Annotated in this window: 21 protein-coding genes; 4 read left to right on the top strand and 17 right to left on the bottom strand. The window is 63.6% G+C overall.

All coding sequences use genetic code 11. The features are described from left to right. Position 1: 1 nt before the first annotated feature. The 4 genes from sdhA to AC1DX4_RS17485 form a co-directional block, all read right to left on the bottom strand. Positions 2–1,837, bottom strand: a complete 1,836-nt coding sequence (gene sdhA / locus AC1DX4_RS17500; protein ID WP_477221493.1) for a succinate dehydrogenase flavoprotein subunit — start codon at positions 1,835–1,837, stop codon at positions 2–4. Position 1,838: 1 nt separating this feature from the next. Then, a complete protein-coding gene (gene sdhD / locus AC1DX4_RS17495) occupies positions 1,839–2,237 on the bottom strand; it encodes a succinate dehydrogenase, hydrophobic membrane anchor protein (protein WP_477221492.1) in 399 nt (132 codons plus the stop codon). Continuing rightward, positions 2,237–2,659: a succinate dehydrogenase, cytochrome b556 subunit gene (sdhC, locus tag AC1DX4_RS17490; protein WP_477221491.1), complete on the bottom strand. Its 423-nt coding sequence runs from the start codon at positions 2,657–2,659 to the stop codon at positions 2,237–2,239. Before sdhC ends, sdhD begins: the two co-directional genes overlap by 1 nt. A 259-nt stretch (positions 2,660–2,918) precedes the next feature. Next, positions 2,919–3,359: a hypothetical protein gene (locus tag AC1DX4_RS17485; RefSeq protein ID WP_477221490.1), complete on the bottom strand. Its 441-nt coding sequence runs from the start codon at positions 3,357–3,359 to the stop codon at positions 2,919–2,921. A 250-nt stretch (positions 3,360–3,609) separates the two neighbouring features. Between AC1DX4_RS17485 and AC1DX4_RS17480 the strand changes: the two genes are divergently transcribed. Continuing rightward, complete coding sequence (locus tag AC1DX4_RS17480) at positions 3,610–3,972, top strand: hypothetical protein (RefSeq protein WP_477221489.1); 363 nt, start codon at positions 3,610–3,612, stop codon at positions 3,970–3,972. 63 nt (positions 3,973–4,035) lie between these two features. Here AC1DX4_RS17480 and AC1DX4_RS17475 read toward each other — a convergent pair whose 3' ends face one another. The 9 genes from AC1DX4_RS17475 to rplS form a co-directional block, all read right to left on the bottom strand. Further along, positions 4,036–5,247: a GGDEF domain-containing protein gene (locus AC1DX4_RS17475; protein WP_477221488.1), complete on the bottom strand. Its 1,212-nt coding sequence runs from the start codon at positions 5,245–5,247 to the stop codon at positions 4,036–4,038. Between the two features lie 74 nt (positions 5,248–5,321). Then, positions 5,322–6,518 carry a GGDEF domain-containing protein gene (locus tag AC1DX4_RS17470; RefSeq protein WP_477221487.1) on the bottom strand — a complete coding sequence of 399 codons (1,197 nt, stop codon included), beginning with the start codon at positions 6,516–6,518 and terminating at the stop codon, positions 5,322–5,324. 163 nt (positions 6,519–6,681) lie between these two features. Beyond that, on the bottom strand, positions 6,682–8,091 hold the full coding sequence (gene leuC, locus AC1DX4_RS17465) for a 3-isopropylmalate dehydratase large subunit (RefSeq protein WP_477221486.1): 1,410 nt from the start codon (positions 8,089–8,091) through the stop codon (positions 6,682–6,684). 492 nt (positions 8,092–8,583) lie between these two features. Further along, a complete protein-coding gene (locus tag AC1DX4_RS17460) occupies positions 8,584–9,219 on the bottom strand; it encodes a class I SAM-dependent DNA methyltransferase (protein WP_477221485.1) in 636 nt (211 codons plus the stop codon). 53 nt (positions 9,220–9,272) lie between these two features. Beyond that, the gene (locus tag AC1DX4_RS17455; RefSeq protein ID WP_477221484.1) at positions 9,273–10,079 is read right to left on the bottom strand and encodes an amino acid ABC transporter permease; all 807 of its coding nucleotides are present in this window, start codon (positions 10,077–10,079) and stop codon (positions 9,273–9,275) included. 226 nt (positions 10,080–10,305) lie between these two features. Next, positions 10,306–11,106 (bottom strand): transporter substrate-binding domain-containing protein, encoded by an 801-nt coding sequence (locus AC1DX4_RS17450; protein WP_477221483.1) that lies wholly within the window; start codon positions 11,104–11,106, stop codon positions 10,306–10,308. A 158-nt stretch (positions 11,107–11,264) separates the two neighbouring features. Continuing rightward, entirely contained in the window at positions 11,265–11,801 is a 537-nt protein-coding gene (locus AC1DX4_RS17445) for a MarR family winged helix-turn-helix transcriptional regulator (protein WP_477221482.1), read from the bottom strand. After that, the gene (locus tag AC1DX4_RS17440; RefSeq protein WP_115141895.1) at positions 11,798–12,211 is read right to left on the bottom strand and encodes an organic hydroperoxide resistance protein; all 414 of its coding nucleotides are present in this window, start codon (positions 12,209–12,211) and stop codon (positions 11,798–11,800) included. Before AC1DX4_RS17440 ends, AC1DX4_RS17445 begins: the two co-directional genes overlap by 4 nt. Positions 12,212–12,366: 155 nt before the next feature. Beyond that, positions 12,367–12,912 carry a 50S ribosomal protein L19 gene (gene rplS, locus AC1DX4_RS17435; protein WP_477221481.1) on the bottom strand — a complete coding sequence of 182 codons (546 nt, stop codon included), beginning with the start codon at positions 12,910–12,912 and terminating at the stop codon, positions 12,367–12,369. 330 nt (positions 12,913–13,242) lie between these two features. Here rplS and AC1DX4_RS17430 point away from each other — a divergent pair, with 330 nt between their 5' ends. Beyond that, positions 13,243–13,995: a sulfite exporter TauE/SafE family protein gene (locus AC1DX4_RS17430; protein ID WP_477221480.1), complete on the top strand. Its 753-nt coding sequence runs from the start codon at positions 13,243–13,245 to the stop codon at positions 13,993–13,995. Positions 13,996–14,002: 7 nt separating this feature from the next. Here AC1DX4_RS17430 and AC1DX4_RS17425 read toward each other — a convergent pair whose 3' ends face one another. Genes AC1DX4_RS17425 through rimM form a run of 3 tightly spaced genes read right to left on the bottom strand, consistent with a single transcriptional unit; the run spans position 14,003 to position 15,736 of the window. Beyond that, complete coding sequence (locus tag AC1DX4_RS17425; protein ID WP_477221479.1) at positions 14,003–14,446, bottom strand: DUF4279 domain-containing protein; 444 nt, start codon at positions 14,444–14,446, stop codon at positions 14,003–14,005. Further along, entirely contained in the window at positions 14,439–15,140 is a 702-nt protein-coding gene (gene trmD, locus AC1DX4_RS17420; protein ID WP_477221478.1) for a tRNA (guanosine(37)-N1)-methyltransferase TrmD, read from the bottom strand. The genes AC1DX4_RS17425 and trmD overlap by 8 nt, the downstream gene beginning before the upstream one ends. Beyond that, the gene (gene rimM / locus AC1DX4_RS17415; protein WP_477221477.1) at positions 15,137–15,736 is read right to left on the bottom strand and encodes a ribosome maturation factor RimM; all 600 of its coding nucleotides are present in this window, start codon (positions 15,734–15,736) and stop codon (positions 15,137–15,139) included. The genes trmD and rimM overlap by 4 nt, the downstream gene beginning before the upstream one ends. Positions 15,737–15,855: 119 nt before the next feature. Here rimM and AC1DX4_RS17410 point away from each other — a divergent pair, with 119 nt between their 5' ends. Together AC1DX4_RS17410 and AC1DX4_RS17405 are read left to right on the top strand one after the other, a co-directional pair. Further along, positions 15,856–16,794: a tyrosine recombinase XerC gene (locus AC1DX4_RS17410; protein WP_477221476.1), complete on the top strand. Its 939-nt coding sequence runs from the start codon at positions 15,856–15,858 to the stop codon at positions 16,792–16,794. Positions 16,795–16,856: 62 nt separating this feature from the next. Next, complete coding sequence (locus AC1DX4_RS17405; RefSeq protein WP_477221475.1) at positions 16,857–17,924, top strand: TraB/GumN family protein; 1,068 nt, start codon at positions 16,857–16,859, stop codon at positions 17,922–17,924. A 203-nt stretch (positions 17,925–18,127) separates the two neighbouring features. Here AC1DX4_RS17405 and AC1DX4_RS17400 read toward each other — a convergent pair whose 3' ends face one another. Continuing rightward, entirely contained in the window at positions 18,128–18,559 is a 432-nt protein-coding gene (locus AC1DX4_RS17400) for a hypothetical protein (protein ID WP_477221474.1), read from the bottom strand. Positions 18,560–18,792: the final 233 nt, after the last annotated feature.

Genomic DNA, 18,792 nt, shown 5'->3' with positions numbered 1-18,792 from the left:
ATCAGTATACCCTGGCCTTGGGCGCGATCTTGGCGAGGCTGATGCCGCCGTCCTTTTCGGCCAACAGCGGCTCGGTGTGCACCGGCCGGTAGCTGAGCGTCACCTTGCCGTCCTCGCTCAGCTTGGCCAGCGTGTGCTTGCGCCAAACCGCGTCATCGCGCGACGCAAAATCTTCCCGCGCATGCGCGCCACGGCTCTCCTTGCGCGCCTCGGCGCTGTAGACGGTGGTGATGGCGTTGGCCATCAGGTTTTCCAGCTCCAGCGTCTCGACCAGGTCGGAGTTCCAGATCATCGAGCGGTCGGAGACTTTGATGTCCTTGAGCTCGCTCCAGATCTGCGAAATGCGCTTGCAGCCGTTTTCCAGCGATTCCTGCGTGCGGAACACGGCAGCGTCTTCCTGCATCGCCTTCTGCATCTTTTCGCGCAGCACCGCGGTCGGCGTCGAGCCATTGGCGTGGCGCAGCCCGTCGAAGCGATCCATGATCTTTTCAACCGAGGCTTCATTGGGCGAAGGGATCGCCGACTTGCGATCGATGACCTGGCCGGCGCGGATCGCCGCGGCGCGGCCGAACACCACCAGATCGATCAGCGAGTTCGAGCCCAGCCGGTTGGCGCCATGCACCGAGGCGCAGCCGGCTTCGCCGACCGCCATCAGGCCGGGCGACACCTTGTCGGGGCTTTTGGCGGTGGGATTGAGCACCTCGCCCCAATAATTGGTCGGCACGCCACCCATATTGTAGTGCACCGTCGGCAGCACCGGGATGGGCTCCTTGGTCAGGTCGACGCCGGCGAAGATTTTTGCCGATTCCGAAATGCCCGGGAGCCTTTCGTGCAAGACCGCCGGGTCAAGATGGTCGAGATGAAGGAATATATGATCCTTCTTCTTGCCGACGCCACGGCCCTCGCGGATTTCCAGCGTCATGCAGCGCGAAACAACGTCGCGCGAGGCAAGGTCCTTGGCCGATGGCGCATAGCGCTCCATGAAGCGCTCGCCCTCGGAGTTGACGAGATAGCCGCCCTCGCCGCGCGCGCCCTCGGTGATCAGGCAGCCGGCGCCATAGATGCCGGTCGGGTGGAACTGGACGAACTCCATGTCCTGCAATGGGAACCCAGCCCGAGCTGCCATGCCGCCACCGTCGCCGGTGCAGGTGTGCGCCGAGGTCGCCGAGAAATAGGCGCGGCCATAGCCGCCGGTCGCCAACACCACCATCTTGGCCGAAAAGCGGTGGATGGTGCCGTCATCGAGGTTCCAGGCGACGACGCCGGTGCAGGTGCCATCCGGCTCCATGATCAGGTCGAGGGCGAAATACTCGATGAAGAACTGCGCGTTGTTCTTCAGCGACTGGCCGTAGAGCGTGTGCAGGATGGCGTGGCCGGTGCGGTCGGCGGCAGCACAGGTGCGCTGCACCGGCGGGCCTTCGCCGTAATTCATCATGTGGCCGCCGAACGGCCGCTGGTAGATCTTGCCCTCTTCGGTGCGCGAGAACGGCACGCCATAGTGCTCGAGCTCGTAGACCGCGGCCGGCGCTTCGCGCACCAGATATTCCATGGCGTCGACATCGCCCAGCCAGTCCGAGCCCTTGACGGTGTCGTACATGTGCCACTGCCAGGAATCGGGGCCCATATTGGACAGCGAGGCGGCAATGCCACCTTGCGCGGCCACCGTATGCGAGCGGGTCGGGAACACCTTGGTGATGCAGGCGGTGCGCAGGCCCTGTTCGGCCATGCCAAGCGTGGCGCGCAGACCCGCGCCGCCGGCGCCGACGACCACCACGTCGAATTTGTGGTCGACAAAAGTGTGGCCTGCCGTGTTGGCTGATTTCGCGTCCTTGGCCAAATCAGCCTCCGAATGCAAGTTTAAGCAGGGCGAAGATCGAGGCGACGCCAACCGCTATGGTGAAAAATGTGTTCAGCGCTATCGTCGCCAGCTTCAGGCCTTCGCCGGTTATATAATCCTCGATGATCACCTGCATGCCGAGCCGCATATGGTAGAGCCCGGAGATCAGGAAAAGCATCATCACCAGCGCCACGAACGGATTGGCGAGCGCGGCCCGCACCTCCGCATAACCGGCACCATTGAGTGCGATCAGGAACCCGACGAAGAACAGCGTCAGCGGAATGTTGGCGAGCGCCGTCAGCCGCTGGCGCCAGAAATGCTGTGTACCCTCATGCGACGAGCCGAGGCCGCGCACCTTGGCCATCGGCGTGCGCATATCGTTGCTTTTGTTGCTGCTCATCACGAGGCTCCCCGCGCCATATAGCCGGCGACCCAGATCAGCAGCGTCAGCACAATCGACCCGGCAAGCGTCGCCCAGGCGATCTTCGATGCAGTGTGCTTCTCGAGCCCGGCACCGGTGTCCCAGATGAAGTGGCGGACGCCGCCCAGCATGTGGTGCATCAGCGCCCAGGTGTACCCGAACAGGATGAGCCGGCCGAGCCAGGTGCCGAAAGCCCAGTTGACCCAGTCGAAGACGCCTTGCGAGCTTGCCGCCGCCATCAGCCAGACGGCGACCAGAAGCGTGCCGACATAAAGCGCCCCGCCGGTGATGCGATGGATGATCGACATCGTCATCGTGATCGGCGGCCGGTAGATCGTCAGATGCGGCGAGAGCGGCCGTTCACGTCTGGCGAATTCGCGGGTGGCTGGTGATTTGCTCATGGCTCCCCCAGGTTCGGCGTCTCTGGAGCCGCAGGTGAAAATGCGGCATTGCCGCTTCCGGTTGCGACTTCGGACAGCCGGTTTCTAATGCTCTTTTTGCACCGCGTCAAAGCCAGAAAATCGTTTTGGAAACGTCATTTAGTCTGACAAAAAGGCAGGTTCCGGCTTCAATCGATTAGGGGCTGATGGCCTGCAGCCGGCTCTATATCGCTGCAGTGCAGCATATGTGGTCCAGAGCTCGGCTGTGTCAGGATTCGAACTACCGCTTGCAGGTCTGCGGCGTCGAGCCCCTCTTCATCACCAGCGCCTCACGCCCGTCGATCACGATTGCGTTATGCGTCGCGGCCTCCTGGTAGCGGCTGGACTGGTTGGCGGGCGACGCCAAAAACTCTTCGGTCGTGCCATTCGGCTCGATCACACGCAACGACGAGCCGAGATTCTGAATGGTGATGGCACTGCCATTGCCGCATCCATAGGTCGCTGTACCCACAGTGGACCGCGGCGCGGTGAGATCGGTGGTGATCTTGGTTGCCGGTGCTGGAGGCGCGGATGCCGGGGGCGCCGCGGCTGCTATCGACTGCTGAGCCGGCGCGGGCGAGACGGTATTGGCCGCCTTCGGCCCGCCATCCTGCGGCACACAGGCCGCTACGATGACGAGCAACGGGAAAACGGACACCCAAACCGTCCGGCGTAACGCCATATGCTGTCCTCCCATGCGACAAGCTAGCCGCGATGCTTTGCCTAGATCAAGGGCACCCACCGCTGTCGCATTCGGAGCCAGCCACGATGGTGCGGCCAAGCATGGCCGAATGATGGCCATCGGGTTTTCCCCCCAGTCGGAAATTAACCATGTTTGACGAGACATCGCCGCACAACGCGCCAGCCTCTTAACAAAGGTTAATAAAAGGTTAATTTCTGATTCGAGGAGGCTCCTCGAAAAGGAAGACACCATGCGTTCGAACTCTGGCAAATCGCGCCTAGCGGCGCTCATTGTGGCGGCCGCAGTCGCCGGGCTGGCTGCACCCGCACTTGCCGGCGCGCGCCATCAGGATCGCGTCTACGCCGATTCCTTCGGCAATCTCGTCATCGACAGCGCCGCCGGCTACAAGCGCATCATCGTGGGCGAAGGCAAGCTGGCCAAGCAGCTGTCCGACTACACCAGCGCCGGTCAGCCCAAGGTGATCTACCAGAACGAATCCGACGAGATTTCGGGCTACAGCGATTGCTACCGGCCGCCGGTCTTCGTCAAAGGCCGCAGCTACATGTACGGGCTGTCCGACGGCGAAATGCCCGAACTCAGCCCTTGCCGCTAGAGCAATTCCAGGAAAAGTGGGAAGCGGTTTTCTCGGACAAACGGGTTCCCGTTTGTCCGGAGATCATCCTGATCTGGAGCTCATGACGACCGCGTTGGACGACCATTCGCCCCCCGGCCCGGCCGAGACACGTACGCAGTCGCGCCCGGCATTCTTCGCCAGATAAAGCGCCTCGTCCGCGCGCCGCATGAGATCGGCAATGGTTTCGCTGGGATGAAGTTCGGCGACCCCGAAACTCGCCGTGCAGCTGATGTCCGCAGGCAGCCCGTCGATGGGCAGCGTGCCGAACGCGCTGCGCGTGCCCTCGGCGAACAGCCGGGCGCCGGCAAGGTTGGTTCCCGGCAGGATGATGGCGAATTCCTCGCCGCCGATACGGCCCGCGACATGGTGGCCGGCGGCGGCCTCGCGCAGGAAACCGGCGAAGGTCTCGATCACCCGGTCGCCGGAGGCATGGCCGAAATTGTCGTTGATGCCTTTGAAATGGTCGAGATCGGCGATGACCAGCGTGACCGGAACGCCTTGCCGCACGGCGCCGAGCAAGGCCTGCTCGGCCTGACGCGTGAAGGCACCACGATTGAGCAGTCCTGACAGCGTGTCGGTCTCCGACCTCGACGTCACTTCGGCAAGCACCTCACGAACCAGGATGGCCAGTATCAGCAGCGCCAGCGCCAGGGCAAAGACGGTGCCGAGCGATTGCGATACCAGCGCGTAGTTGCTTTGCAGATAGGCCTGCGGATTGGCGCCCCAGCCACCGAGCGCATGGGCGATGAACGGCTTTGACGCGAACTGCACGGCGCTGGCGGCGAGCACCGCCATGAGGATGCGATCGAGCCGGCCTCGCCCTTGCCTGGACGACCAGACGATGGCCAGGCCGACGAATTGCATGACGGCATAGGGAAGCTGGTAGGCCATCATGCGGGCCAGCGACTGGCGCGGCAGGTCCTGGACGAAATAGACGGCAATGGTGGCGGCGACCAGGAAGAACAGCATCGGCGGCCATGGCGGCGCAACGCCGTATTTTCGGGCCAGTCCGGCATTGAAGGCCATGGTAGCGCCAAGGAAGACAGCGAAGGCGGTGACCACCGGGATGCGGGCATCGGTGAAGGCGGGAATACTGAATTCGATCGCCGAATAGGCCATGCCCAGGACATAGCCAAAGGCAAACCGGCGCGCCGGGGCGCGGCCGACATCGTGGAACGCGACCGCCATGAAGGATGCCGCCAGCAGGCCGGCAACCGACAGATTGATCAACAGGATGAAGTTCGCGCCGCTCATCTCTTTCGCACCCGTGCCTCAGCTAAGCATCGACGGGCGAAAAAGACGTTAACGTCAGGCTGGGACGTGCGGCGTCAGCCGGTCTTGGACGGCTCCGGCACGAACACCATTTCGGGCCGTTCGTAGGACAGGCGCACGCTGTCGCGGCCGTTTTTCTTGGCTTTGTAGAGCGCCTCGTCGGCACGGCGCATCAAGGGCTCCAGCGCTTCGTCGCCGCTGCGGGCCGCCACGCCGAAACTGGCGGTGACCTTGGTGCCGGGGGGCAGCCCGTCGACGCCGCCTGCCGAGTAGAGCGTGCGTACAGCCTCGGCGAACAGCCGCGCGGCCGCCAGATCGCTCAACGGCAGGAGCACGGCGAACTCCTCGCCGCCGATGCGCCCGGCAGCCCCGCGCGCGCCTGTGGCCGCGCGCAGCTTGGCGGCGAAATCGGCGATCACCCGGTCACCGGCGGCATGGCCGTGCACATCGTTGAGCGCCTTGAAATGATCGAGGTCGGCCAGCACCAGCGCCACCGGGAACCTGGCCATCGCGCAGTGTTGCAGCAGCTGGGCCGCGCGCTCCTCGAAGCCGCGCCGGTTGAGCAGGCCCGACAGCGGATCGGTGTGCGTCTCGGCCTTCAGCGCCTTCATGACGTCGAGAGCCGCGGCGGTGAACAGGCAAAGCGCGATCAGCAGCGACAGCAGCGCATGCGACAGCAGCGCCGTCGTCCAGTAGGAGGAGCCGTAGAACCCGTCATAGCTGGTGAAGGGGCCGTGGGCGATGACGACGACAAGCGTGCGCACGAAGAAGTTGAGGCCCGACAGCAGCGACAGCACGAACAGGATCTTCTCGGTCGGGCCGTTGTTGCGCACTGGACGCAATTCGGCGGCGACCAGAAGGCTGATGCCGCCGAAAGCAAAATTCATCGCCAGGATACGCCAGGTGAGATCCGGCGCGACGAACAGGAACCAGCACAGCGACGCCAGCCCGCCGCCACCGAGGATGCCGATCGCCAAATAGGGCACCTTGCGGCCGTAGCGGGCGACGATGGCGCCCGACAGGCAACAGCCGGCGATGGTGAAGCAGATGTTCGACACCAGCTTGGTCAGCGCCATGCCAAGCGGCAAGGTGAAATACTGGAACAGAAAGCCGGGCGCCGAAAGACAGTAGCTGAGCGCCAGCACCGCTAGGTAGGGCCGGTGGCGCTGATAGGTCCACAGCACGAAGAAGGCCGCGCCGAGGGCCAGCGCGATCGTCGGATTGAGCAGCGCTATGAACAGACCGGTGTCCAAAGGACGGTGACTTCCCCTCGCTTGACGTCAGGGACGAGCTTAGAGCGCAAGCCCAAACAAGCGGTTAAGCTCCGGCGAATATGTCGGCCGCACGGACGAAAAAGACCCCGGAAGCGCACAGCAATCCGGGGTCTGGCAATCAATAAACCGTGTAGACGCGACGTTATTTCCAGTCGCGGATGTCGACGAAGTGGCCGGCGATTGCCGCAGCAGCCGCCATCGCCGGCGACACCAGATGGGTCCGGCCCTTGAAGCCTTGCCGTCCCTCGAAATTGCGGTTCGAGGTCGAGGCGCAGCGTTCATGCGGCTTCAGCCGGTCGTCGTTCATGGCCAGACACATCGAGCAGCCAGGCTCGCGCCAGTCGAAACCGGCGGCGAGGAAGATCTTGTCGAGGCCCTCGGCTTCAGCCTGTTCCTTGACCAGGCCCGAGCCCGGCACGATCATGGCGTTGACGCGCGGATTGACGGTCTTGCCCTCGATCACCTTGGCGGCGGCGCGCAGATCCTCGATGCGGCCATTGGTGCAGGAGCCGATGAAGACGCGGTCGAGCGCGATATCGGTGATCTTCGTGCCTGGCGTCAGGCCCATATAGTCGAGCGCGCGCTGCTTGGAGGTGCGCTTGTTCTCGTCGGTGATGTCGTCCGGGTTGGGCACGATGCCTTGCACGGAGACGACATCCTCGGGCGAGGAGCCCCAGGAGACGATCGGCGGCAGTTTCGCCGCGTCGAGCACGATCACCTTGTCGAAATGCGCGCCTTCGTCGGACTGCAGCGTCTTCCAGTATTCGAGCGCCGCATCCCAGGCCGCGCCCTTCGGCGCGCGCGGCTTGTCCTTGACATAGGCGAAGGTGGTCTCGTCGGCGGCGATCAGGCCGGCGCGCGCGCCGCCCTCGATCGACATGTTGCAGATCGTCATGCGGCCTTCCATCGACAGCGCACGGATCGCCTCGCCGGCATACTCGATGACATAGCCGGTACCGCCGGCAGTGCCGATCTCGCCGATGATGGCGAGGATGATATCCTTGGCGGTGACGCCTTCCGGCAACTGGCCGTCGACGCGCACCAGCATGTTCTTGGCCTTGCGCTGGATCAGCGTTTGCGTCGCCAGCACATGCTCGACTTCGGAGGTGCCGATGCCATGCGCCAGCGCGCCGAAAGCACCGTGGGTCGAGGTGTGGCTGTCGCCGCAGACGATGGTCATGCCGGGCAGCGTAAAGCCCTGCTCCGGGCCGATGATGTGGACGATGCCCTGGCGGATATCGTTCTCGGAATAATATTCGACGCCGAAATCCTTGGCGTTCTTGGCCAGCGCCTCGACCTGGATGCGGCTTTCCTCGTTCTTGATGCCGAACTTGCGCTCGGGCGATGTCGAGACATTGTGATCGACCACGGCCAGCGTCTTTTCCGGATGCCGGACTTTGCGGCCGCTCAGGCGCAGGCCTTCGAAGGCCTGCGGGCTGGTCACTTCATGGACGAGGTGGCGGTCGATGTAGAGCAGGCAGGTTCCGTCGTCCTGGCGGTCGACGACGTGGTCTTCGAAAATCTTGTCGTAGAGGGTGCGCGGTGCGCTCATGTGCGTAAATCCGTCGATATGAGAATGGGAAAGAGCAGAAGCCGGCAATCGCGGGCCGGCCAACGACCTGGACAGGTCGGCCTAGCTAAGTCGGCTGGTCAGCGCACCGCTGACGCGCGCGGAAAAGCGCGACGGCAGGCGTTTTCTGTCCTGCAGCACGAAACCCTTGTAAGCCGGATCGCCAAAAAGCTCTTCCATGGCGTGGCTCATACCAATGTTTTGGCTTTTCGGCAATTGCGGCGTGTGAGGCCGGACTTGAGTTCCTCGCCCCACGAAGTGGGGAGAGGTGGCCCGGCGAAGCCGGGACGGAGAGGGGCCTGCGCGGCGTCTGGAATTTGTTGGCTCCCGATACCTTCGATCCTGGCCCGTCTCGCGCTTCGTCTTTCACTGGGTTCTGGCTTCGCGTAGGTCGTCCCCCTCTCCGTCCCGGCTTCGCCGGGCCACCTCTCCCCCGCTTCACGGGGGCGAGGAACCAGCGCCAAGCTTACCGGCTCAAACCACTTCAAACACAAACGTCTTCACCAGTGCATCAGGCTCTGCGATCGCATAGCAGCGAAACCACGGGCTTTGCTCGACCAGACGCCATTTCTTCGCCTGCTCCAGTTCATCGAACACCGCCTGAAAGCCGCCGCTCTCAAAAACCTGGTCGCGCACGGTGAAGATGGCGTGGCCGCCTTTCCCGGTGATGCGCACCAGTTCATGCAGGCCCGACGCCGGCGCGTGGCTGATGGTGAAGACGCCGGTCGAGAAGAAGGCGCGGAAATGGCCGTCCGGCCATGGCAATGGCCCGCCCAGCATCGCCTGTTTCAGCTCGCTATAGGCGTTGCGGCTGCCGGCGATCTTCAGCATGTCGTCCGAGAGATCGAGCCCGGCAATGTCGCCGTAACCCAGCGCCTTCAGCGACGGCCCCGAAAGGCCGGTGCCGCAGCCGGCATCGAGCAATGGTCCATCGCCAGCCGGCACGTAGCGCGCCACCCAGGCGGTGATCAGGAACGGCAGCAAATAGCCGAGCGAGGCGGTCTCGCTGTCATAGGTCGCGGCCCATGCGGCATAGGCTTGCGCCAGCGTTTCCGGCGTATCGGCGCCGTAGACGGAATCCAGCGCCGCATTGGCCTTGTCGACGATCATGAGACCTCCTCAACAGATATGCCGGGGATCGTAGCGCCGTCTTCGCCGGAAAACTATTCCTGATGCTGGTTTCGCAGCCGCCGTTCCAGCGCCCGCAAGGCCAGCGACAGGCTGACGGTCAGGATGAGATAGATATAGGCTGTTATCGAATAGGTCTCGAAGAAGCGGAACGAGCCGGCGGCATAGACCTTGCCCATCTGCGTGATGTCGGCGACGCCGAGCACCGAGACCAGCGAGGAATCCTTGACCAAAGCGACGAAATCATTGCCGAGCGGCGGCAGGATGGTGCGGATCGCCTGCGGAAACACGATCAGCCGGAAGCGCTGCGCGCGGCTGAGGCCGAGCGCCTTGGCCGCCTCGATCTGGCCCTTCTCGACCGCCTGGATACCGGCCCGGAAAACCTCTGAGATGAAGGCGGAGTAGCCGATGGTCAGCGCCATGATGGCTCGCCACAACAGCGACACGTCGCGCACCAGCAATTCACCGAGATAGCCGGCGCTTTGCAGCGGCGCGGTCAGCGCGTTCCACGCCGCGACGAAGGCCGGCGCACCGGCAAAGGCGATCCAGAACAGCAGCACCAGGATCGGCACGCCGCGGATGATCTCGACATAGAAGCGGGCGATCTGGCGCAGCCAGGGCGAACCGGAGAGGCCCATCAGCGCAATGCCGAGACCGATGATCGACGCCAGCGCGAAGGCCACCACGGTGACGAAGACGGTGACGCCGATACCCTTGGCGACAGTGGCGAAGACCTGGGCATAGAGGTTGCTGGTGGCGATCGACAGTGCCGCGACCAGTGCAAGCGCTGCGGCAACGGCAAGCCACCATGGGAAGTCAGATTTGGGGGAGGAGGCGGGCATCAAAAGGATCGCGCCAAGGCACCCCCCTCTGGCCTGCCGGCCATCTCCCCCGCAGGGGGGGAGATCGGCGGCTTTGTCGACGGCACTCTTCTTGCAACGGTGGTGATTGGCGAAAGCGGAAGAAACAGCCGATCTCCCCACTTGCGGGGGAGATGTCCGGCAGGACAGAGGGGGGTGCCTAGGCGCAATGTCAGCGCGCTATCAACCGAGACCCCACCAAGATGGCTCACTGCCCCATCTTGTAATCAAGAAACCACTTCTTGTTCAGCGCATCCAGCGTCCCATCCGCCTTCAGCGCGGCGATTGCGGCGTTGACCGGCTTCACCAGGTCCGATCCCTTCGGGAAGATGAAGCCAAAATCCTCGGTGCCGAGCGGTCCGCCGATCAGCTTCAGCTTGCCCTCGGAAGCATCGACATAGCCCTTGCCGGCGGTGCCGTCGGTCAGCACGACGTCGACATCGCCGGACTTCAATGCCTGCACCGTGGCGCCGAAGGTCTCGAACAGCTTGATGCGCGGGTTCTGCTCATTGCCGTCGAGCACGCTGTAGACGGCGGTGTAGAACGGCGTGGTACCGGCCTGCGCGCCGATCAGCCCGTCCTTGAAGGCACCAAAAGTCTTGGCGTCGGTGAAGCGGCTTTCGTCGCCGCGCACCAGCATGAATTGCTCCGAGCGCATATAGGGGTCGGAGAAATCGACCTTCTCCTTGCGGTCGTCCTTGATGGTGATGCCGGTCATGCCGATGTTGTACTGGTTGTCGGAAACCGCCTGGATCATCGCGTCCCAGGAGGTGTTCTGGTACTCGACCTTGAAGTTCAGCCGCTTGGCGATCTCGTTCATCGCGTCATATTCCCAGCCGATCTGTTTTCCCGTCTTGGGATCGATGAACTGCAGCGGCGGATAGGCGTTTTCGGTCACCACCACCACCTTTTTGCCGGCGAGATCGGGTAGCGCATCGGCCGCCCATGCGGCGACGGGCGCAAGCACGAGGGCAAGCAGGCCGGCCAGCAGCAGTTTCGACTTGGTCATGACACACTCCCGAAAATTGAAAGCGCCCGGATGGGCTTACAGGAAAATCCGGCGCCGACTTTAGCTTTCCGCATGCGTCATGCAAGACGGTCCGCTGCGTCAGCCCGCGCGAAAAGGGATTCGGATGCCCTCAATTCAGGGATTTCGGGATGATCTGGTTATGTCGAGCCAGAAACCAACGCTTCAGCATCCGCCGATGCGTCTTCCGTTACGGCGTTGCGCATCCTGGCGACAAGATGGGTGAGTGTCGCGTGCAGGGCCTTCACTTCGCCCGGCTCCAGCGGCACGCTGCAGGCAAGTCCCGATGACACATCCTTCATGTGAGCGCGCAGCGCCTGGCCCTTGGCGGTCGGCTCGACCAGCACCCGGCGTTCGTCGGCGGCATCGCGGCGGCGGGTAACGAGGCCGCCTGCCTCCATCCGCTTGAGCAGCGGCGTCAGCGTCGCGGAATCCAGGCCAAGCGCCTGGCCAAGCGTGCCCACCGTGCTCGGCGCGTGCTCCCATAGTGCCAGCATGGCCAGATATTGCGGATAGGTCAGGCCAAGCGGATCGAGCAGAGGCCGGTAGAGCTTCGTCATCAGCCCGCTCGCCGAATAGAGCGCGAAGCAGAGCTGCTGGTCGAGCCGCGGGACCCGGATCGTCCCGGCGGCCTCCGCCGGAACGTCGCTGGTGCTCTTTGTGGTCTTTTCCGTCATGCCGCCTTTACCGAAAGCGCCACCTCGACATTGCCCCTGATGGCGTTGGAATAGGGGCAGATCTTGTGTGCCTCCGATACAAGCGCTTCCGCCGCCGCCTGATCAAGGCCTTTCGTTTCCGCCGCGAGCGCGACGCCGAGCTTGAAGCCTTCGCCATTGGGAAGCAGGCTGACGGTCGAGGTTACCCCGGCATCCGTCAGCGGCAGCTTCTGTTTGCGCGCGACGAAGCGGATGGCGCTTTCGAAGCAGGCGGCGTAGCCGATGGCGAAAAGCTGCTCGGGATTGGTGGCGCCACCCGGCCCGCCGAGTTCCTTGGGCATCGCCAGATCGACCTTGAGCAGACCGTCGCTGGTCTCGCCATGGCCGGCGCGGCCGCCGGTGACGTGAGCCTGTGTGGTGTAGAGTGCCATATCAAATCTCCAATTATCTTGTGCACGATTATTTAGTACACAATATAATATGCCGTCAACACCCTGATCCAGTTTCCGGAGCTGAAAGCGTTCACAGTCTGGTGAAACGAAAAAAGGCGGCCGAAGCCGCCTTTTTGAATGGGATTGCCGAAATCTTATTCGGCCGGGGTCGCTTCAGCGGCCTTGGCAGCCTCAGCCTCGGCGGCGGCCTTCTTCTCGGCGGCTTCCTTGGCGGCCGTTTCGGCGGCGAGCGCCTGGGCAGCGGCGACCTTCTCGGCCTCGATGCGGGCCTTCTCGGCGTTCAGCGCGTCACGCTCCTCATCGTTGAGCTTGCGGGCGCGCACGCCCGTGTTTTCCGAAATACGGGCCGACTTGCCGCGACGATCGCGCAGGTAATAGAGCTTGGCGCGACGCACCTTGCCGCGACGCACGATCTCGACGCCTTCGACCATCGGCGAGTAGACCGGGAACACGCGCTCGACGCCTTCGCCGTAGGAGATCTTGCGGACGGTGAAATTTTCCTGGAAGCCGGAACCGGCACGGGCGATGACGACGCCCTCATAGGCCTGGACGCGGGTGCGGGTGCCTTCGGTCACGCGGACCTGGACGCGCACGGTGTCGCCGGGCTGGAATTCGGGAAGCTTGCGCTTGGCTTCGATCTTGGCGGCCTGCTCGGCCTCGAGCTGACGGATGATATCCATCTCAATAGTCCACTTCTTGTTCTTCCGACAGTCAGAGCGCCCTACGCTCGCCTTGCAGTTCCATTGACCGCTCGGCTATGTCCTTTGTCTCTGAGACAGCTTTGTCTCCAAGGCATCGGACAGGGGCGACTACACCGTCATTGTTGACGGGTCCGGCAGATTCTTCTGTCCGGTACGGGCGGGCACATACAGCTATTTCAGCGCTTTGTCACGCCTCACACCGAGTCTTTTTTGCCGGCATGGCACCATCGTATTCGCTTCGTGCCGGGTTGCGCCGCTGCCTGGGGCTTTCTAAGCCTGACATAACACAGTTTTCCACGGCGGCATTTCATGTCTGTCTTCGACGCCATCCTGCTTTTCCTGGCAGGCTTTCTGTCCGGCGCCGCCAACGCGGTCGCCGGCGGCGGCACCTTCATCACTTTCGGCGCCATGACACTGGTCGGCGTGCCGCCTATCGTCGCCAACGCCACCTCGTCTGTTACCCAATTCCCGGGCTACATCACCTCGACATTGGCTTATTGGGACGACATCAGGCATTTCTGGCGCGGCGCCCTTCTTCTTTGCCTGATCTCGGCAATCGGCGCGCTGGCCGGCGCGCTGATCCTGCTGGCGCTCGACAACCCGTCCTTTCGCGTCCTGGTGCCGTGGCTGTTGTTGGCCGCAACCGCCCTGTTTGCCGCCGGGCCGTGGCTGAAGCCAGCGCCAATGCCCGGGCAGGAAGCGGCGGTCGGCTCGCTCGCCGGTTCGCTGGCACAGTTCGTCACCGCCATCTATGGCGGCTTCTTCGGCGCCGGCATGGGCGTGATGATGCTGGCGACGCTCGGCCTGACACAGGCCGGCGACTATCACCGGCTGAACGCGCTGAAGAACATGCTGGCCGTGGTCATCGCCGCGGTGGCGATCACCGTCTTCGTCTCGGGTGGCGTCGTCGCCTGGCCGCAGGCGATCGTCATGATCCCGGGCGGGGCGCTCGGCGGCTATGCCGGCGTGTGGATCGCCAAACGCGTGCCGCAAAACGTGGTGCGCGGCTTTGTCATCGCGGTTGGTCTTTTTCTGGCTTTTTACTATTTCAGCAAGGGTTGAGGACAGATCACTCCGAACCATCATCATCGGCATCTGCCGTCGGTGGCTCATAGTAGATGTCGAGCTCCAGCTTTACACCGCGTTCGCCCAGCAGGTGCAGCGTCTGTGGCATCAGTGCCAGCCCTTGATTTCCCTCATCGAGCCAAACACCGCAAAACATGTCGACCTTGAACCGCCGCACAAGATCGACCCAGACCGCGAGATCTGATGTGAGCGTTTTCAAGATGTCCGTGATCTGACGATCGAGCTGATCGCGCTTTTCGTATTCCGACGACAGCCTCCAGAGTCCTTTCAGCGCTACACGAGGTGGTTGGTTCGGGGGATACGTATGAAGGTCCCCTTTCCGAACCGCATAGGTCGGTTGTCCAGCTAAGAGGTTAGTGAGCTCAGCAGGGTCCAGATCGTCGCCAAAGAATCTTAGACTTGCCGAGCTTTGAGCGATCTCAGCCATTGTCGGTCTTGCCGTTCTCCAACAAGTCCGGCCGTCTCTCCCTAGTCAGCCGCTCGGACTGCTCCCGCCGCCATGCCGCGATCTTCTTGTGATTGCCCGAAATCAGCACCTCGGGGATCTCCCAGCCTTCGAACTCCTGCGGCCGCGTGTAGTGGGGATGTTCGAGCAGGCCGTTTTCAAAGCTCTCTTCCTCGCCGGACACGGCGTTTCCCATGACACCAGGCAAAAGCCGAACCACCGCGTCGAGCAGCACCAGCGCTGCCGGCTCGCCCCCCGAGAGAATAAAATCGCCGATCGAGACTTCCTCCAACCCTCGCGCCTCGATCAGCCGCTGGTCGACGCCCTCGAAACGGCCGCACAGGATGACGGTGCCCGGCCCGGCGGCAAGCTCGCGCACGCGTGCCTGGGTCAGCGGTTTTCCACGCGGGCTCATCAGCAGGCGCGGACGCGTGTCACCCGGCGGCGAGGCATGGTCGATCGCCCTGGCCAGCACATCCGCACGCATCACCATGCCGGCGCCGCCGCCGGCCGGCGTGTCGTCGACGGTACGGTGCTTGTCGGTGGCGAAATCGCGGATCTGGATCGCTTCCAGCGACCATGTGCCGGCCTCGAGCGCGCGGCCCGCCAGCGACAGGCCAAGCGCGCCCGGAAACATCTCGGGATAGAGCGTCAGCACGCTAGCCGAGAAACTCAACGGTTGCCCCCGGCGTCGCGCGGTCCGCGCGGCCTGCCCTTCGGGTCGAAATTGTCGTCCCGCGGCGCATCGCCATCCTCGTCCTCGATAAGTCCGGCCGCCGCCGGGTCGACACGGACAAAGCCATCGGCGATCGACACTTGAGGCACGGCGGCCTGGGTGAACGGGATCAGCACGCCCTTGCGGCCGGCAAGCGTCACGTCGAGAATGTCGCCGCCGCCGAAATTATGCACGGCGACGACCTTGCCGAGCGCGGCACCCGTATCGTCCCGAACCTCCAGTCCAACGAGGTCGGCATGATAGAATTCATCCTCCTCGCCATCGTCGGGCAGCATCGACCGGTCGACGAACAGTTCCGTACCGGCGAGCGCCTCGGCGGCATTGCGGTCAGCAATGCCTTTGAAGCGCACCACGACAACCGTGTTGGCGGGACGGATATCGATGATCTGGAAGACGCGGCCGTCTCTGGCATAGAGCGGCCCATAGTCGGCCAGCGCCAGCGGCTCGCCGGTGAAGGTTTTCACCCTGAGTTCGCCCTTGATGCCATGGGCGGCGCCGATCACGGCCATCTGGACAGGGTTTTGCGGCTTGCTCATCGCGAAATATCCTTTGGCCTGCTCTAACCCCAGCCCGGCGTCATTTCAATGATCGCCCCTTGTCATTTCAATGACGGGCTCTTCACCGCTTCCTAACCCGAATACCCGAAAATGCCGCCATGCAGGAATTCCTCATCCCGGCGAAACCCGATCTCCAGGCGGCGCGCGAAAGCTGGCTGAAGATGCTGGCGCGTGAGCGCCGGCTGTCGCCGGAAACGGTCGAGGCGTATGAGCGCGACACGCGCCAGTTCCTGCATTTCCTCACCGGCCATTGCGGCGGCTCGCCCGGCATTTCGGATATCGCCAATCTGCGCCCGGCCGATCTGCGCGGCTTCCTCGCCGCCCGGCGAAACGCCGGCGCCGGCGCCCGCACGCTCGGCCGAGGTCTGGCCGGCATCCGCTCGCTGTTGCGTTTTCTCGAGCGGCGCGGTCTCGCCAATGCTGCCGGTGCCGCCGCACTTCGCGCACCGCGCCAGCCGAAATCGCTGCCAAAACCGCTGACCGCGAGCGACGCCAAGCATGTCGTCTCCGTCGAGGGTCAATTGGCGGAAGAACCCTGGATCGCCGCCCGCAATGCCGCCGTGCTGACGCTGCTTTACGGCTCCGGCCTGCGCATCTCGGAAGCACTTGGTCTCGCCGGCGCCGATCTGGCCTCGGAGGCCGACACTGTGCTGCGCGTCACCGGCAAGGGCGGCAAGACGCGGCTGGTGCCGGTGCTGCCGGTGGCGCTCAGGGCAATCGCCGCATACCGCCGGCTTTGCCCCTACCATCTCGATCCGAAAGGCCTGTTGTTTCGCGGCGCACGCGGCGGCCCGCTCAACCCGGCCATTATCCAGCGCGACATGGCCAGGCTGCGCTCGGCGCTCAATCTGCCCGATACCGCGACGCCGCACGCGCTACGCCATTCCTTCGCCACGCATTTGCTCGGCCGAGGCGGCGATTTGCGCACCATCCAGGAACTGCTTGGCCACGCCAGCCTGTCGACGACGCAGATCTACACCGGCGTCGACACAGCAAGGCTGCTCGAAATCTACGAATCGGCCCATCCGAGGGCGTGAAGCCTTCAATTTCGCGGTACCAATTAACCGTTTTGCCGCTTTTCGGTCCTAGGAATAGGATCATGAAACGTGTCATCGCCATCGCCGATCGTGCAGCTTCCCTGTCGCTGAAGCTGCTTGTCGCGCTCAACGTGCTGTTTTTCCTGTCCTTTCTTGCCGTCCTGTTGTTCGCGGCCGGCAGGGCGCATGCGGAAGTCCCGACCTGCGCCGGCGCCGACATGCTGTCGGCCCTGCAGAAGAGCAATCCCGCCACCTACAGCAAGATCGAGGCGGAAGCCGCCGCCACGCTCAATGGCAAGGGCCTGCTGTGGAAGCTGGAAAAGCCGGGCGAACAGCCATCCTATTTGTTCGGCACCATGCACATGACCGACCCGCGCGTCACCACGCTGACGCCGGAAGCTCAGAAGGCCTTTGACGCTGCCGGCACCCTCATCATCGAAACCACCGATGTGCTCGACAAGCAGAAGATGATGACGGCGATGCTGAAAGAGCCGGACCTGATGATGTTCACCGACTCCACGACGCTGTCGTCCTTGCTGACCCCGGACGAAGCGGCGGCGATGAATGCAGCACTCGACGCTCGTGGCATCCCGCCGGCAACGGTCGCCAAGATGAAGCCATGGATGCTGTCGGCGATGATGGCGCTTCCGGCTTGCGAACTCGCCCGCCAGTCCGGCGGAGCGCCAGTGCTCGACGTCAAGCTCGCCGAGAGTGCCAAAGCTGCCGGCAAGCCGGTGGAAGGTCTGGAAACGGCCGAGAGCCAGTTGCGCGCCATGGCCTCGCTGCCGCTCGCCTTTCACATGAAGGGCCTGGTCGACACTCTGAAGCTGGGCGACAAGGTCAACGACATCAACGAGACCATGATCATCCTCTACCAGCGCGGCGACACCGGCATGTTCTGGCCGCTGTTCCGCGCCGCCATGCCCGAAGAGCAGAACGATCCCGCCGGCTATGCGGCCTTCGAGGAAACCATGATCACCAGCCGCAACAAGGTGATGGTCGATCATGCCGAGCCGATCCTGGCCAAAGGAAATGCCTTCATGGCGGTCGGCGCGCTCCACCTTCCCGGTCCGCAGGGACTGGTCGAGGATTTCCGCAAAGCCGGCTATACTGTCACCGCCGTCAATTGAGTCGGATGGCAGTGGGGGGACCAAAACGCCGCGTTTCCGGCGGTTTCCTTCGCTAGCGTGAAACCCATTCAACGGTTGCGCGTTGATGGCTGTTGATTGATCATTTTCATCCACGGAGGACACTTTTATGGCGAATCCATCAAACGACACTCCCAGGCCAAGCGGCGGTGGCGGGAGCCCTTGGCTGATCGCGCTGGTCGTTGTTATCCTGGCGATTGTCGCGTATTACGTTTTCGGCAGAAGCGGCGAACATCCGGCACCCGCCGAGCCGCCAGCGGCCAGCACACCGGCCCCGGCGCCCGCGCCGGCAGAGCCGATGAAGCCAGCTGAACCGGCCAAGCCAGCCGAACCAGCTCCGGCGCCTGCACCGGCGCCTGCGCCTGCGCCTGCACCGGCCCCCGCGCCAGCTCCGGCACCCGCGCCAGCACCGGCTCCTGCTCCGGCCAACTGATCGGCTCGATATCAAATACGAACGGCCCGCTGAAGAGCGGGCCGTTTTGCATTTGGACGATAGCGCCAAGCACCAACGCCTTCCTCATCCTCGGGCTCGACCCGAGGATCCATGCCGCGACATCAGCCAAGGAATGCAGCGGAGCAGAAGCCTGCACCGCTGCAACGCCTTGAAGTCGCGGCATGGATCCTATGGTCTGCGCCGCGTCGCTCCGCTCCTTGCTTCGCCATAGGATTGTTTGAGAAGGATCGGGTAGTTTGGCGGCCGGGACTGCGGCCCATCACAGCCAGCAGTCCCGGCGGCAGGCGACCGCCCTTAGGACCGGGTAACACCCGACGTCATCATGGTCCCTGCCGTCTTTGTCCGCCATCGCTTGGAGAGTTGATTGGCCGCTGGCTTGGATTGGCCGCTGGCTTG

The organism is Mesorhizobium sp. P3_A8 (assembly GCF_056402995.1).
The sequence above is the reverse complement of the archived record's forward strand: the minus strand, read 5'-3'. Positions and strand labels throughout refer to the sequence as shown.

What these genes read in the sequence shown, in the direction of transcription:
- leuC (WP_477221486.1), bottom strand. Translation starts at nt 8,091, where the DNA reads ATGAGCGCACCGCGCACCCTCTACGACAAGATTTTCGAAGACCACGTC.
- AC1DX4_RS17400 (WP_477221474.1), bottom strand. Translation starts at nt 18,559, where the DNA reads ATGCCGCGACTTCAAGGCGTTGCAGCGGTGCAGGCTTCTGCTCCGCTG.
- AC1DX4_RS17405 (WP_477221475.1), top strand. Translation starts at nt 16,857, where the DNA reads ATGAAACGTGTCATCGCCATCGCCGATCGTGCAGCTTCCCTGTCGCTG.
- AC1DX4_RS17430 (WP_477221480.1), top strand. Translation starts at nt 13,243, where the DNA reads ATGTCTGTCTTCGACGCCATCCTGCTTTTCCTGGCAGGCTTTCTGTCC.
- sdhC (WP_477221491.1), bottom strand. Translation starts at nt 2,659, where the DNA reads ATGAGCAAATCACCAGCCACCCGCGAATTCGCCAGACGTGAACGGCCG.
- sdhD (WP_477221492.1), bottom strand. Translation starts at nt 2,237, where the DNA reads ATGAGCAGCAACAAAAGCAACGATATGCGCACGCCGATGGCCAAGGTG.
- AC1DX4_RS17455 (WP_477221484.1), bottom strand. Translation starts at nt 10,079, where the DNA reads ATGCCCGCCTCCTCCCCCAAATCTGACTTCCCATGGTGGCTTGCCGTT.
- AC1DX4_RS17440 (WP_115141895.1), bottom strand. Translation starts at nt 12,211, where the DNA reads ATGGCACTCTACACCACACAGGCTCACGTCACCGGCGGCCGCGCCGGC.
- rimM (WP_477221477.1), bottom strand. Translation starts at nt 15,736, where the DNA reads ATGAGCAAGCCGCAAAACCCTGTCCAGATGGCCGTGATCGGCGCCGCC.
- AC1DX4_RS17450 (WP_477221483.1), bottom strand. Translation starts at nt 11,106, where the DNA reads ATGACCAAGTCGAAACTGCTGCTGGCCGGCCTGCTTGCCCTCGTGCTT.
- AC1DX4_RS17475 (WP_477221488.1), bottom strand. Translation starts at nt 5,247, where the DNA reads ATGAGCGGCGCGAACTTCATCCTGTTGATCAATCTGTCGGTTGCCGGC.
- AC1DX4_RS17445 (WP_477221482.1), bottom strand. Translation starts at nt 11,801, where the DNA reads ATGACGGAAAAGACCACAAAGAGCACCAGCGACGTTCCGGCGGAGGCC.
- AC1DX4_RS17485 (WP_477221490.1), bottom strand. Translation starts at nt 3,359, where the DNA reads ATGGCGTTACGCCGGACGGTTTGGGTGTCCGTTTTCCCGTTGCTCGTC.
- AC1DX4_RS17410 (WP_477221476.1), top strand. Translation starts at nt 15,856, where the DNA reads ATGCAGGAATTCCTCATCCCGGCGAAACCCGATCTCCAGGCGGCGCGC.
- AC1DX4_RS17480 (WP_477221489.1), top strand. Translation starts at nt 3,610, where the DNA reads ATGCGTTCGAACTCTGGCAAATCGCGCCTAGCGGCGCTCATTGTGGCG.
- rplS (WP_477221481.1), bottom strand. Translation starts at nt 12,912, where the DNA reads ATGGATATCATCCGTCAGCTCGAGGCCGAGCAGGCCGCCAAGATCGAA.
- AC1DX4_RS17425 (WP_477221479.1), bottom strand. Translation starts at nt 14,446, where the DNA reads ATGGCTGAGATCGCTCAAAGCTCGGCAAGTCTAAGATTCTTTGGCGAC.
- AC1DX4_RS17460 (WP_477221485.1), bottom strand. Translation starts at nt 9,219, where the DNA reads ATGATCGTCGACAAGGCCAATGCGGCGCTGGATTCCGTCTACGGCGCC.